General features: G+C 61.4%; 9 protein-coding genes and 6 pseudogenes. 5 read left to right on the top strand and 10 right to left on the bottom strand.

From position 1 onward, the window contains the following. Nucleotides 1-71: 71 nt before the first annotated feature. From AC0L2P_RS26120 to AC0L2P_RS26130, 3 pseudogenes are all read right to left on the bottom strand, one after another. Nucleotides 72-556, bottom strand: a pseudogene (locus AC0L2P_RS26120) (tyrosine-type recombinase/integrase); the annotation flags it as partial. Between the two features lie 131 nt (nt 557-687). Beyond that, nucleotides 688-822: pseudogene (locus AC0L2P_RS26125) on the bottom strand (hypothetical protein); the annotation flags it as partial. Between the two features lie 281 nt (nt 823-1103). Further along, nucleotides 1104-1615: pseudogene (locus AC0L2P_RS26130) on the bottom strand (transposase); the annotation flags it as partial. 558 nt (nt 1616-2173) lie between these two features. Between AC0L2P_RS26130 and AC0L2P_RS26135 the strand changes: the two are divergent. Continuing rightward, complete coding sequence (locus tag AC0L2P_RS26135) at nt 2174-2932, top strand: nitroreductase (protein ID WP_473505359.1); 759 nt, start codon at nt 2174-2176, stop codon at nt 2930-2932. On the opposite strand, the pseudogene AC0L2P_RS26140 reads toward AC0L2P_RS26135, so the two are convergent. From AC0L2P_RS26140 to AC0L2P_RS26155, 4 genes and pseudogenes are all read right to left on the bottom strand, one after another. Next, nucleotides 2917-3463: pseudogene (locus AC0L2P_RS26140) on the bottom strand (sarcosine oxidase subunit gamma). The gene AC0L2P_RS26135 and the pseudogene AC0L2P_RS26140 overlap by 16 nt on opposite strands. A gap of 465 nt (nt 3464-3928) precedes the next feature. Beyond that, a complete protein-coding gene (fic, locus tag AC0L2P_RS26145) occupies nt 3929-5032 on the bottom strand; it encodes a protein adenylyltransferase Fic (protein ID WP_473505360.1) in 1104 nt (367 codons plus the stop codon). A gap of 136 nt (nt 5033-5168) precedes the next feature. Further along, on the bottom strand, nt 5169-6338 hold the full coding sequence (locus AC0L2P_RS26150; RefSeq protein WP_473505362.1) for a site-specific integrase: 1170 nt from the start codon (nt 6336-6338) through the stop codon (nt 5169-5171). 9 nt (nt 6339-6347) lie between these two features. Continuing rightward, nucleotides 6348-7445, bottom strand: coding sequence for a hypothetical protein (locus AC0L2P_RS26155; protein WP_473505364.1), 1098 nt, complete (start codon nt 7443-7445; stop codon nt 6348-6350). 533 nt (nt 7446-7978) lie between these two features. Here AC0L2P_RS26155 and aepX point away from each other — a divergent pair. The 4 genes from aepX to AC0L2P_RS26175 are packed head-to-tail and all read left to right on the top strand — an operon-like array spanning nt 7979 to nt 11628. Next, nucleotides 7979-8941 (top strand): phosphoenolpyruvate mutase, encoded by a 963-nt coding sequence (gene aepX, locus AC0L2P_RS26160; protein ID WP_473505366.1) that lies wholly within the window; start codon nt 7979-7981, stop codon nt 8939-8941. A gap of 43 nt (nt 8942-8984) precedes the next feature. Further along, on the top strand, nt 8985-10175 hold the full coding sequence (locus AC0L2P_RS26165; protein ID WP_473505419.1) for an aminotransferase class I/II-fold pyridoxal phosphate-dependent enzyme: 1191 nt from the start codon (nt 8985-8987) through the stop codon (nt 10173-10175). A 40-nt stretch (nt 10176-10215) separates the two neighbouring features. Further along, nucleotides 10216-10995: a phosphocholine cytidylyltransferase family protein gene (locus AC0L2P_RS26170; RefSeq protein WP_473505368.1), complete on the top strand. Its 780-nt coding sequence runs from the start codon at nt 10216-10218 to the stop codon at nt 10993-10995. Nucleotides 10996-11019: 24 nt separating this feature from the next. Further along, nucleotides 11020-11628, top strand: a complete 609-nt coding sequence (locus tag AC0L2P_RS26175; RefSeq protein WP_473505370.1) for a CDP-alcohol phosphatidyltransferase family protein — start codon at nt 11020-11022, stop codon at nt 11626-11628. A 490-nt stretch (nt 11629-12118) separates the two neighbouring features. On the opposite strand, the pseudogene AC0L2P_RS26180 reads toward AC0L2P_RS26175, so the two are convergent. From AC0L2P_RS26180 to AC0L2P_RS26190, 3 genes and pseudogenes are all read right to left on the bottom strand, one after another. Next, nucleotides 12119-12238: pseudogene (locus AC0L2P_RS26180) on the bottom strand (tyrosine-type recombinase/integrase); the annotation flags it as partial. A gap of 66 nt (nt 12239-12304) precedes the next feature. Next, nucleotides 12305-12646: pseudogene (locus AC0L2P_RS26185) on the bottom strand (ISKra4 family transposase); the annotation flags it as partial. Between the two features lie 51 nt (nt 12647-12697). Then, a complete protein-coding gene (locus tag AC0L2P_RS26190) occupies nt 12698-13687 on the bottom strand; it encodes an IS5 family transposase (RefSeq protein WP_473505371.1) in 990 nt (329 codons plus the stop codon). Nucleotides 13688-13732 lie beyond the last annotated feature (45 nt).

The raw sequence follows: 13732 nt of genomic DNA on the forward strand, positions 1-13732 counted from the left end.
GCGCCGTCGGCCAGATCTATATCGAGTGAATTCCATAGAACCAAGATCATCTCACGCATCTACCAATCTGGTCAGGCAAGAATCCGGACCGCTCGACCGAGCGTCCGTTCGGCGTCGTTATAGTAATTCGAGGCCTGCTGCACGGAGCGGTGCTGCGACTGCTGCATGGCTTCCGGCAGCGGAATGCCGCGGCGTGCGGCTTCGGTGAGATAGCCGGAGCGCAGGCCATGGGCGGAAAAAAGCGTCGGATCGAGTCCAGCCTCGGCGAGGCGGCGCTTAAGGATCAGGTTGACCGCCTGCGGCGTCGGCGCGCGTTTTTCGAGATTGCCCCAAAGGTCGATGCCGCGAAACACCGCGCCTTCAGTGACGCCGGCGCGCTCGAGCCAGTCCTTTAAGACCAGCACCGGACGGCCGACGAGCAGCACGAAAGCATCGCTATCGGCTTGTGTCGTCTTGGTGCGGCCAAGCCGGATCGACAGCAAGGCAGCTTTTCGCCGTCGGGATTATTCGTTGCCCGGGAGGCGAGATCCTCCAGCACGAGTGCATTGACCGGGCTTCATCCCCCGCAAGGTCAATGATGCTGAGGTCCGGGAGAATGCACTCGTCACTCAGATGCGGAAACACCGCTTCCCTGAGTGGCCGGAAATCGTCGTTATCTTCATGAGCCGCAATGGCGGCGGTTGCGCCAGCAACAAGATCGGCAAGTTGCACCGCAGGATTCTCGGCTGAAGATGCGAAAGCGATCGGCTTGGCCATGTTCCAGGTCAGGCGTCGGCGCTTTCCGAAAACGTTGATGTAGACGGGATCCGGACGATTCGGCATGCCATCGTAAATGCTCGCAAGTGCGTGGAGCGGCTTTGAATCGTCACAGGCGACCTCGAGCAAGGAATAGCGCTCGCCCCAGGCGCGCAGGTGATCAGTGACGGCACTGATCGTCAGATCGAGCACCCACTTACCGGTATCACCTGTCAATTAAAGGCCCCGCGTTTCCTGGGCGATGATGACATTGTAGCCGCGTGCAAAGCGCAAGATAGGTCCGAGCAACAAGCTGAAATGCTGGGGATCGGCGTCGCCAAACAGGCTTCAATGCGTCTCGATAAGCATGTCAGCATGACATCGCCCGCCGCATAGAGCAGGGTTACGCACCCGCCGGCGCTGCATTTCGACATACTGTCATGTGGTCGACCTCGCCCGACTGGAAGCGGCGTGGCACCAGGCCAAGATAGGCGCCCAGATCGCGGGAGCGCCTAAAGCGTCCACCACCGCGGAGAATGCGAGCGCGGTCAGGTTGTCGACGCCTGGGACTATCATTAGCCGGCGGCATGCCGTGGAACGTTTCGCGACGTTCTTGATGTTGCCATCGATTGCCGACGGCCGAGTGCATCGCGGCACGCGCTGCAATGAGGCTCTGCACGGCGGCGGATAGCCCGGCTATTCCCTCGCCGGCCTGCAGCGCCTGTTTGATTAAGCGGGATTGAAACACCCACGACAACACCGCGGATCTGGTGGGCATGACGCGTTGCCCGACCAGGTTCTTGCGGGCGATGGTCAGCGCGCGAACGGCAAACGCCAGAAGTCACTTCACATGCGCCGGCTTGAAGAAGCCGATGCGGGCAAATCCGTACGTCGCCGAAGGGCTCAGCGGCAGCCTCAAAAGACCAAAATCAGAGCGGCTTCGTGTATCCACAGCGCCGATAAGATTCATACAAACAATCGATTTTATCAATCTTGCCCGATGCTGGATAAGGACAGCGCCTAACGGCGCATCGATCTTTCGATCGCCAGGTGGGACCAACGCTTAAGTCGGGCAACGGCACGCGCGGGCGCGGTCTCTGGCGGTCATTGAGAAGTTCAATTGAGCGGCGGCGGCTCCGGTCAAGGACGCCGCGCGCCTCATCAGGCCAACTCGTTTGGAAGGTCGCCTGCACGAGGGTGCCGTCCCTCAGCCATTAAATTGGAGAAGCCGTTGAAACTTACAGGTAAAATCATCGTCATAACCGGTGTCTCCCCCGGAGTCGGCAGCGAAGTCGCCCGTCTTGCCCGGTGCGAAGGCGCGCGCGTCATCGGCTCGCTCGAGGTGATCCCATTGTCACGCTGGATCATTTCTAGACTGCGCATGATCCTTTCCGGAAACCGATTTCCGGTTTCCGGGGTCATGCGCTAAGGACGGCCGATGCTGGAAAACAGAACTACAGTTACAGATGATGCGGCGATCGTAGACGAGGCAATCACGTCGCGCCGTTCGGTGCGCGCCTTCCTGCCCGACATGGTCGATGACGAGACGATCCGCGCCATTCTCTCTGTTGCCGCGCGTGCACCTTCGGGCACCAACATGCAGCCCTGGCGGGTCTACGTCACCACGGGCGAGGTCAAGCAGCAGATCACCGACGCCATCCTCAACTCCGGCATCCGCGCCGAAAAGGCCGAGTGGGACGAGTATCGCTTTTATCCCGACCAGTTCTTCGAACCCTATCTCACCCGGCGGCGGGCCAACGGTTTCGGCCTCTACGGCGTGCTCGGCATCGGCCGGCGCGAGGTCGACAGGATGCGTGCCCAGCACGACCGCAACTTCGTCTTCTTCGATGCGCCGGTCGGCATGATCTTCACCGTCGACCGGCGGCTGAACAAGGGGTCGTGGATCGACTACGGCATGTTCCTGCAGAACATCATGGTCGCGGCGCGGGGGAGGGGCCTGCACACCTGTCCGCAAGCTGCCTTCGCGCCCTATCACCGGCAGATCAGGACGGTGCTCAACATCCCCGACGAGGAGATCGTCGTCTGCGGCATGGCGCTCGGCCACGAGGACACGTCCAAGCCCGAAAACGCCTTCCGCACCGACCGCGCGCCGCTGGAAGAGTGGGTGACGTTCGCCAATGAGCTGGCGCCACGTGAGGTGACGACGCGCCGTCTCTCAGTCTACTGCATTTCGTAGCCGACTTCCTTGCTGGCGTGACAGAGCGCCTTCCAGAACGAGCGCGCAAACGAGCGGAACACATAGATGTCGAACTGGTCGGCGCCGGTGCGCTGGATCTGGGCGAAGACGTCATGATGCATGGTCGAGCGGCCGGCACCGACCGGGAAGGCCGGCAGCGCGAAGTCGATGGCGAAGAATTTCGCCAGCACCCATTCGGCCTTCGGTCCGGCGATGCGGATCGCGGTGCGGCCATGCGACAGGTCGGTCATCGTGCCGATCGCCGGGGTGACGACATTGGCAAAGGCCGATGCCAAGCCTTCGGCCTCACAGTGAATTTTCCCGGCGCAAAGCCGAACACCGACCTCACGCCGTCGGTGCTGCCGGCGCCGGCGCCATCGGGCAGAGCGAGGCCGGTCACGGTGCGGATACCTGATATCAACTCCTTCTCCTCGCCCGGCCAGGCAGCGAGCTGCAGGATCGCCCCGGCCTGGTTTCGGAGAGGATGACATCGACGCCGTGTTCGAAATCGCCGTGCGAGCCGGTGCGCAGTTCCGGCTCAAGCGGTGCCGGCTCGAGCGGTGATTGGTGCTGTTGCTTGGCAGTTAATGGTGAGAATGCGGTCGTTTCGGTTGGGTTTGGCAGTTAATTGCGAGAATGGGGTAGCTAAGATTCTCAATTTAACTGCAATCGCATCAGCGTGAAGGTCATGAAACCTTTGAATTTTATACACCGTCCTCGAGAAATTCGCTCCCGTTGCGTTGCCGACGCTGCTCCTCACATTAAATGCCCACGGCCCAGTATGATTATCAAATTAAGTGCACGTTCTCAAATTAAGGGCGCAGCTAACCAACTGAAATCATTGAAAATGCGATTCTCATAATTAACTGCAAAGCGACACGAACGGCGCGACTGCAAAGATGACGGGATGAGCACGGGGACGGTCTCAATCGCGCGCGTCGGTATGATCGCGGTCGCGATCTGTTGTTCGATTTCCCGCGCTCTGTTGTTTTGGGATTATTGCGCAGTTCGCGGCGGCGACCGATCGGTGAGAAGCGCCAAGAGGGCCGGATTGATGTAGAGGTTTTCCCGGCCAGCCTTGATCTCCTGGAGCAGGCCTTGCTCGGCGAGGGTCCTGAGATAGACCGATGCCGCCTGTCGCTTGGCGATCCCGGCTGCCACCAGATCGCCGATTCGACAATAGGGGTTCACGAAGATCACCTCGGCCAACTCGCGCGAATAGATCTTCGGCAGGTCGCGCCGGATGCGCTCCGCGGTTTGATTGAGCAGGTCGCGGATGGCGCGGATGCGCGCGGTCGACCAGTTGGCTGTCTCCCGGATCGCTTCGAGCATGTAGAGGATCCAGTCCTGCCATGCCGCCTCGGTCGTGACGGCCAGAAGCTGGTCGTAATAAGCTCGCTTGTTGCCGATGATATAGCGGCTGAGATAGAGCACCGGGATGTCCAGCAGCCCTTTGTCGACGAGATAGAGCAGATTCAGCACCCGTCCGGTTCGGCCATTGCCGTCGGTGAAAGGGTGGATGGCCTCGAACTGATAGTGCATCACGGCCAACCGGATCAGCGGGTCGATATCCTCGGCCTCGTGGATGTAGCGCTCCCAGTTCGCGAGCTTGTCGCGCAGCAGCGCCTGACCCTGCGGCGGGGTGTAAATGACCGCGCCGGTCGCCTCGTTCATTAGGGCCGTGCCCGGCGTCGTGCGAATATCCAGTTCCACGCCCTTGATGGTCCGGCAGACGGCGATCGCCGTGGACGTAGACACCGGGCGCTGCCTGAGCGTCTGGAAGCCTTCACTGAGGGCGGTGCGATAGCGCAACGCCTCTTTCGTTGCCGGATCGGCCTGGTTGCCGGCCTCATTGGCGAAGCGGAACAGTCTGTCGGTCGTAGTGACGATGTTTTCGATTTCCGAGCTTGCCTGCGCTTCAAGCAGTGGAATCGAATTGATTAGGACCGCTTGGTTGGGGATGAGCTGTCCGGATACGCGGAGTTCCGCCAGTGCTGCTCGCGCCGCGATGCAGGCCTTCAGCACCGCCTTGGTCTCCACATCCTCGCGCGGAGGAAGGGGAGGGAGGTCGTTGTAGGGGCGATCCGGGCGAAACGGCATGTCGGTCAATCCTCATGCGATCGACATGTCGGGCGGGATATGTCGTCGACATCGACACGTCGTCAAAACGTGTCGATAGAATCTCAATCTATCGACATGTATTGGGTGCCGCAAGCGGGCCTCCAATGCTCCGAATCTATATGATCACCCGTGCTGCCCGCCCGAGCGTCCGCTCGGCATCGTTGTAGTAGTTCGAGGCCTGTTGCACCGAGCGATGCTGCGACTGCTGCATGGCTTCCGGCAGCGGAATGCCGCGACGGGCGGTTTCGGTGAGATAGCCGGAGCGCAGGCCATGGGCGGAGAATACTGCCGGATCGAGGCCGGCCTCGGCGATGCGGCGCTTCAGGATCAGATTGACGGCTTGCGGCGTCAGGGCGCGTTTTTCGAGATTGCCCCAGCGATCGATGCCGCGGAAAACGGCGCCCTCCGATATTTCGGCACGCTCCAGCCACGCTCGCAGCACCGTCACCGGCCGGCCAACCAGCAGCACGAAGGCGTCGCTGTCGGCCTGTGTCGTCTTGGTCCGGCCCAGCCGGATCGACAGGCAAGGCAGTTTGTCGCCATCGGGAACTTTGGGATCGGCCGGCACCGGGTCTTCTTCGATGATCTGCTCGAATCTGAGCGAAGCCATTTCGCTGCGGCGGCGGCCGCCGGAGGCGAAGGCGGTGATGAGGATCGCGCGATCCCTGACGTCGACGAGACGGTCGCCGGCGCAGGTGTTGAGCAGGGTGGTCAAAATATCGGCGGTCACGGCTTTCTTGCTCTTGCGGCCGCGCGGGCGGGCGCTGGCGCGCACCGCCAGTTTTAGCGCGCTCTGCAGTCCCGGCGCGTTGAATTTTCCTCTAAGACCGCGCCACTTGGTCAGGGTCGACCAGCTCGACAGCCGCCGACGCACGGTGGCGGGGGCGTGCGGGCCGTCGCTGCGCAAAAACCCGTCGGCTTTCAGTGCGATCGCGACGTTGGCGGGCATGCCGTGCGCCGGATCCGTGTCGTGTTTCGACAAATCCCACAGGTGATGCGCGACGAATTTTATCAGCAGCGCCTCCGGCGCCGGCCAGGGGAGCGAAAAACCGGTCGCGGCGAGAGACCAGGCTTCGAGGTAACCGAGATCGGAGGCCAGGGCGCGCAGGGAATTCTCGCCGATGCCTTCTTTGGCGAGATGGCGCAGTGTGGCGACGTCGTCGTCGGTCAAAAGTTCGGCCAGCAAATCGCGCCGGTCGAATGGCAGCACCGACTCCAGCGCATCGAGGGCCTCCGCACGGCGCAGTTTTTGGTCGGATGCGGGTTTTGGCAGGCGAAGATCCATGACGGCGGCTCAGAACAGATATTTTTTGTCTGCCCAGGCGAGCAGCACGGCGGCGTCTCGATCGGGCAAACGCACCCGTCCTTGGCGCAGGCCTTCAGCGATCGCATTGCCGACGTCCGGATCGACCCAGTGCCCGTGCGTCATCAAAAAGAACCAGGCGAAGGGCAGGCCCACCTCGGCGTCTATCGCCTCGGTCCGCTCCATCAGGCGGTGCACGGATACGCCTTCATCCAGCAACAGCCTTTCGGCCGGCACTTTTAGTGGCCGCGGGATAAAACCGATCTCGCGTTTTTGGCCACGCCCCTCAAGATCGTGGATGTCGAAGGCCCAATGGTCAAAAATGCGGTGGGCGCAAGCGCTCGACCGCTCCCAGTCGGCAAAAAAGCGGTTCTCGCGCGACACAAAATCGAACCAGTCCGGATTGGCGTCTAAAAACGCGGTGTCACGCGTGCCGTCGGGGCCGACCTCACGGATGATGCGGTTTTCGAGCTCGGGACGGCCTGCCTCGCGCTGTTCCCTGTCGATGCGCGCCCGGCGCGCCAAAAAACTCCGCATGTGGACGATGCCGCCGCCGGCGCGGCCGCGCAGCCCGTAGACTGGTCCTGCGAGCTGCTGCGCCTCGGCAGCGGGATCGCGCGAAACCCAGGTCGGCTCGAACAGGTCGTCGACGTTGCGGGGACGGTAGTCGGGATCGACGACGGGACCGGCCAAAACCTCGAGCTCGCGGCCGAGCGAGAGTTGCAAAAAATCGGCGACGCCCGGCCCGGTCGGCGCAAAGGCGAAGGCGCTGGCGCCGCGCCATTCGGCGAATTTTTCTCCGGCCTGGCGATGCCGGTGCCAGAAGGCGGTGAGATCGCCGCCCAGTTCGGCCAGCTCGCTCTCGATCCAGGCGGGATGATCGCCGCGGCGGGTGCCGTCGGCAGCGACGACGGCGTGAGGGCTGCACCAATAAAAATCGTCGATCGTCGCGACGGTGAAGGCAAAGCCCGGAAAGGTTTTGTTGAGGGCAGGGGCGAGCTTGGCGTCGGCCGACTGCGCCTCCAGAGAGGCGAGCACGGTTTCGACGGAAGCGGGGTCGGGCAGGCGGACGGGTTTTTGGTCGGACATGCCGGGCGGCCTTTCTCGCGCGGCGAAATGGCCGCCTTGCGTCATTCTCGGCCGCGCGGGACGTCGCCGGCGGCCATCTTGGGATCGAAAATGACTGATTTGCGTGGCGAGATCAATCACTATCGATAAGTGGTAATTATCGATAGTGAGAAAAGCGCCAGAGAAAATCCCCTACAAGTCAATTTTGAAGAAGCCCACGACATCGGACATCCGGACAGCGCGGATAGCAGCCGAATGACGCGTGAATTCCGCTCGTCGCGGAGGAATTCTGCCCGCCATTCCTGGGAAGACGGTTGCAACCGACACTACTGCCGGGTTTGTCGGGTGAGCGACACGGGCTGTTCGGCTTGGCTCCCGCTCCCACCATCACTCAAGTCATTGAATAATATCCAAAACGCTTTTTCTGAGGCTTTTCCTGCGCAGTTGGCACGACTTTTGAAACTTCCTCCTAGCTAGAAAGGCGGCAGAAGCTGCCGAGCGATTTCATGTCGTGGTTGATATCGCGATCGATGGAATGAAGGGAAGAAAGCGGCATGTCATTTCTGCGTCGGGTGCGCATACTATCGGAAAACGGGCATCACCTGCGGAATCCGGGCGGCAATGCAAGCGAAGGTATATCTACGCTTCGTGACCTCATTTGCATCCGTGACGGACCGTCATTCCTTATGGAAGCCCATGACGCGCTCTCCGCGGCGATCGCGCAGCGGGCCGGTTTCAAGGCGCTTTGGGCGTCCGGCCTCTCGATCTCCTCCAGCCTCGGCTACCGCGATGCGAATGAGGCCTCTTGGACCCAGGTGGTCGACGTCGTGGAACGGATTGCCGACGCAGCGGAAATTCCAATCCTCGTCGACGGAGACAGCGGATTCGGCAATTTCAACAACGCCCGTCTGGTCGCTCGCAAGCTGCAGCAGCACGGCGCGAGCGGCGTTTGTCTCGAAGACGCCGCGTTCCCGAAGATGAACTCCTTCTTCGGCGACCGCCATCCGCTGGCGGACATCGGCGAGTTCTGCGGTCGCCTGAAGGCCGTCAAGGACCTGGTTCCGGATCCAGAGTTCATTCTCGTCGCTCGAACCGAAGCGCTGATCGCCGGATATTGCCAGCACGAGGCGCTTGCACGAGCGCACGCCTATGCGGACGCCGGCGCTGATGCAATCTTGATCCACTCCCGCAAGTCCGACGCGGAAGAGATCTTCACCTTCGCGCGAGCTTGGCAGAACCGCCTTCCTGTTGTGATCGTGCCGACGAAATACTACCGCACGCCGGTCGCCGAGTATCGCGCCGCACGTATCTCGACGGTGATCTGGGCAAACCACAATTTGCGCGCTGCGATCGCCGCGATGCGTCAGGTGTGCGACCGCATCATCCAGCAAGAGAGCATTGCCGGTATCGAAGGTGAAGTCGCCACGCTCGACGAGCTGTTCGAACTGATGAACTACGGCGAGCTCTCAGCGGCAGAAGAGAAATACTTTCCGCGTGCAGTGGACTGCCAAGCATAGCCGCGGCAAGCGGTTCCGTCGAAAAGCATGGATGGAGATGCGCATGTTGGCGCAACGGACAAACTTGTTCAAATCGTCGGGGACCGCGGCCGCCCGCGCCGCGGCGAAGGCTGCGACTGATGCCGGAATGGAGATTGTTGATCTCACGGCCGGCGAGATCTGGAGCGATCTGGCACCGACAATTCGGGACGGAGCGATCGAGGCCATTCAACAAGGCCTGAACCGCTACACTGACACGGTCGGCTTGATGGAGTTGCGCGAGGCGCTGGCACGGAAGATCTCGGTCGAGACGGGGCAACTCTGGCGTGCCGACGAGCTCGCCGTGACGAACGGCGCCAAGCAGGCTCTTTTCAACGTGGCGATGACGCTGATCAATCCCGGTGACCAGGTCATCATTCCCGCACCCTACTGGACGACATTCCCAGCGCAGGTCCAGATCGCTGGCGGCACCCCAGTCCATGTCGACACGCGAGCAACCGGCTACGTTCCACGGATCGACGACATCCAACGCGTCATCACGCCGCTGACCCGGGCCATCGTCGTCAACACGCCCGCCAACCCCAGCGGCGCCGTCTACGACGCGGAGACCCTTGCGGGCATCGCCCAGTTGGCGATGGAGCGGGACCTCTGGATCATCTTCGATGAATGTTACAGCCCCTTCACCCATGATGGCCGTCGGCATCATCCGATCGTGTCGCTGGCCCCGGAGGTCCGGGGACGGACGGTGATCGTCAATGCGTTCTCCAAAAGCCTGGCCCTCACCGGCTGGCGCGTTGGATATCTCGCTGCGCCGGAGGAATTGATCTCGGCTGTCAAAGCGCTGCAGTCGCACACGACATCGAACCCGAATGTCGTTGCCCAGCACGCCGTGCTGCACCACCTCCGTGAGGGAGATGGCGCCTTTGAAGCCCGGCTCAAGGGTCAATTGACGGCGGCGCGGCAATTTGGGCTTACCGCCCTGTCCGAGCTGCAGCGCGTGCCGATGCCTGAAGCACAGGGCGGGTTCTATTTCTATCTCGATCTGTCCGGTCTGTTGCGGCCGACGCTCGCCAATGATGACGCCAAGACAGCCGACGACATCGTGGCCGCGCTGCTCACGCAGGCCGGCGTGGCCGGTGTGTCAGGCAATGCCTTCGGCGATCCCATGGGCCTCAGGCTCTCCTATGGCATTCCGCCGGAGCAACTCGAGGTGGGCCTCGAGCGTGTGGTCGGCGTCCTTAACGCCTGGAACTGAAGGAATCGTCGCAGCAACCAACATAGAAGGGCTTAGACCCATGACTGAAATTGCTCCGAGAAAGGCGGTGATTCTTGCCGCCGGGTTTGGCTCACGCCTGCGTCCGCTCACCGATCTGCGGCCGAAGCCGCTGGTCGAAGTCAATGGCACGCCGATCCTTCACAACGCCTTGCAGAACCTCGAGGCAGTCGGCGTGCGGGAGGTGACGATCGTCGTCGGCTATCGCAAAGACGCGATCCAATATTCCTGCGGCCGACGCTTCGGTGATCTCGGCATCGACTATGTCGAGTCCGACGTCTTCGACCGGACGGGTAGCGCATACTCGCTGTGGCTGGCGCGCGACGCGCTTTTGACCGGGGACACCTATCTGCTCGAAGGTGACGTGTTTTTCGAGCCGGATGCGCTTCGCTGCCTGACGCTGGGCGACGCGGACAATGTCGCGGCCGTCGCGCCGTTCAGCCCGGCGATGGAAGGTTCCGCCGTCGTCCTGACGAACAACGGCTACATCGCCGAAGTGCGGATGAAGCAGACGGCAGCAAATCTCAATGATGGTTCGCCGCCTCTCTTCAAAACGATGAACCTGATCCGCTTTTCCGGAGAAGATCTGCGTCGGACGATCGTTCCGTATCTCAATGACACCATCAACGCCGGGGCCGTCAAATCCTACACCGAAGAGCTTCTGTCGAACCTCGTGCGCGAGAAAGGGTTGCAGATCGCTGCCGCCCGGTGTGACGACCTCAAATGGTACGAGATCGACAACGAGGCGGACCTCCGTTTCGCCGAAGCCATGTTTATGACGGCACGTGAAGTCGTCTGCTGAAGACCAAGCCTGGGAGAGTGGAAGATGCTTCGCTACCTCGTCGACCCCGCCAATGCCATCACCACGGCCGGGCTGCTGTGCTCCTCGATTGCTCTCTATTTCGCGTTGGCGGGGCGCATCGAGCTGGCGGTCGGCGCTGCCTTGTGGGCCGTCCTCGCGGATCACCTGGACGGGGTAGTCGCTAGGAGAACCCGAAACCGCTCGCCGGACATGGCGAAAATGGGCAAGAGCCTCGACGGTTTCGGCGACATCATCTATGGTGCCATCCTTCCCGCGACCGTCGTCGTGCAGCTGAATGGCGCGTCCCTCGTCTCCTTCTTCGTCGCCACGGCGCTGTTGCTCGCCGGCGCCATTCGCCTGAGCTATTTCGCGAACTTCGGAAAGTCAGATGACGGCCGGTTTTTCGGTGTGCCGCTCTCCTACGACATTCCCTTGATGGCAGCATTGGTCCTCGTCCAGCCCTTCATGCCCGCGGCGACGTTCCTGCCGGCCGTGAACATCGTGTTCGCTCTTTTGAGCGTTGCCCATGTGGCGTCGGTTCGCGTGCCATCACCGAACTGGGCGATGTATCTGGCGATCACGCTCTTCGCCGTGACCGCGTCGATGATCCTCGTTTGGCGAGGGACGGTTTAATACCCGCATTCGCCCCTCTCCTCCAACGCGTCGATCTTGATTCCGCCCGAGCTCAAGTCGCCCGGGTGGATCTACCGGGTGGCGCGGGCTGGCTCCGCGCGCGCTGCTTCCACCCTCAAAAAGCGGTTCCGTTGGCTTCCGCTTCAAGCGCAAGTAGCCGCGCGTTCGTCGCCGCGCGGTGACGCTGCATTTCATGTCAAACTGGTAAAGACTCTTCTGCATTCGGTTTATCTAAAATAGCGGCCATAGTCCTGGGGGTTGGGAAAAAGCTGAATCATTCAATTAGCTAGATGTGAGTTTTAGGTTCTCCATCCGACCCTGACCGAGAAGACTGAGGTTGTCGAAGCTTCAGATGATATGGGGCGAGCGGCGAGGGTGTGGCATCCTCGGCGCTCCAAGAACATCCAGCAGAAGGAGCGTCCCCATGTCGCAATCTTTTGACGCGAGCCGGTCCCTTACCGCTCTTGAACAGGATAACACGATCGTCGCCGTCAGGGATCTCGGCATGACCCAACGTCACGCCGTAAAAGAACCGCAGTGCGCACACCGTCTGGTTCAGCGCCGGCCACGAGATTCCGGTCGAAACCAGATGCACCTGGAAGGCGCGGACACCGTGGTGTGATCTATTCATCAATGGATTTGGTGAGATAGGGGAGCATAAGGATTTGTGGGGCGGTCAAGCGGCGCGGACCATTTCGCCGTTCTCGTGATTGTCATTCGCCATGCCGGGATACCATTGCCGGAATGTCGAGCGCAGGGAGCCGTCAAGCGCCTGCGTGCGGGTTTGCAGTAGGAGATGTGCGCCGATCCTGCTCCACTGCATCTGTTGTTTCTTTGCGAACCGCTTGGAGATGACGGCGTCGACGGTGGCCTCGACGAAGGCCGAGGAGATGCGTTCTCCGGACCGATAGCGCTCGCCATAATTGATCAGACTGGCACTGTTGGAAGCGATGTAGGCCTGGAACTCGCCGATGGCGGTCAGGAACTTGCGCATGTTCGGATAGCCTGTTTCGATGGCGTTGGTGCATGGGTCCGGACTTGAGCGGATGTCGATCTTTGAAGCGGCAGACTATGCCGTGGCCGCCTTGCGGCGGGCGGATTTCGGGCGTGCGCAGGCAAGCATGCGGTTGAGGACGGCGCAGCCGATGGCGACTTCGGTCTTCTGAACGGGAAGCGACCGTGCCCGCAAACGCCGCCCGATGGTGGACTTGTATCGCCCTATGGCGGTCTCGACCAGCGAGCGTTTGCCATAACCGTTGGAGACCTGCCATTTCATCCGGCCGTCTCTGCCGATTGCGGCGATATGCTGGTCCCTTTGGCCGGGAGGTCTATCGTCGAATGGTTCGACCGCATTGGCACGAGGCGGAATGACGATTGCGGCGGCAGCGCGATGATCGATGACTGCGTCGTAAGTCGGTTTTCCGTCATAGGCGCCGTCAGCAGTAAACTGTCCGATCGGACCGCCAATCTGGTCGAGTAGTGGCTCAACTTGAGAGACATCGCCAGTGTCCTGATCAGTCAGGGTATGGGCAATGATCTCGCCGCTGTCGGCATCCAGTGCCAGATGCAGCTTGCGCCAACTGCGACGGGATCTGGCGCCGTGCTTCTCCTCCAGCCACTGACCCGCGCCGTAGACCTGCAGGCCGGTGCTGCCGACAAGAACATGCACTGGTCCCTCCGGCGGAACCTGGCGATCATGCCGTTTGTTGGGCGATTGCCATGTCCGCGCCCGACGGCTCAGGGTGGTATGATCGGGGACAGCGAGCGCCAGCCCCCTCAGTTGCAGCACCGATTCCAGCAAGCCTTCTGCCTGGCGCAGCCGCAGGCCAAACACAAGGCCCAGCGTCAAGGTGGTCTCGATCGCCAGATCAGAATAGCGGTGCTGGCCGCCACGTGTCTTGCGTCTTGGCGCTTGCCACCTGGACAGGGCTTCCGGCGTCACCCACAGGGTCAAACTGCCGCGATGACGAAGTCCTGCCTCATATTCTGGCCAGTTCGTCACCCTGAACTTCATCTTCTCAATATGATGGCGGCGGCTGGTATTGTGTTTGAAAGGCATGGCTACGCTACAAAGGCTATTGCGGTTACCGCTTGCCTAAACCCA

The organism is Mesorhizobium sp. WSM4836 (assembly GCF_055811815.1).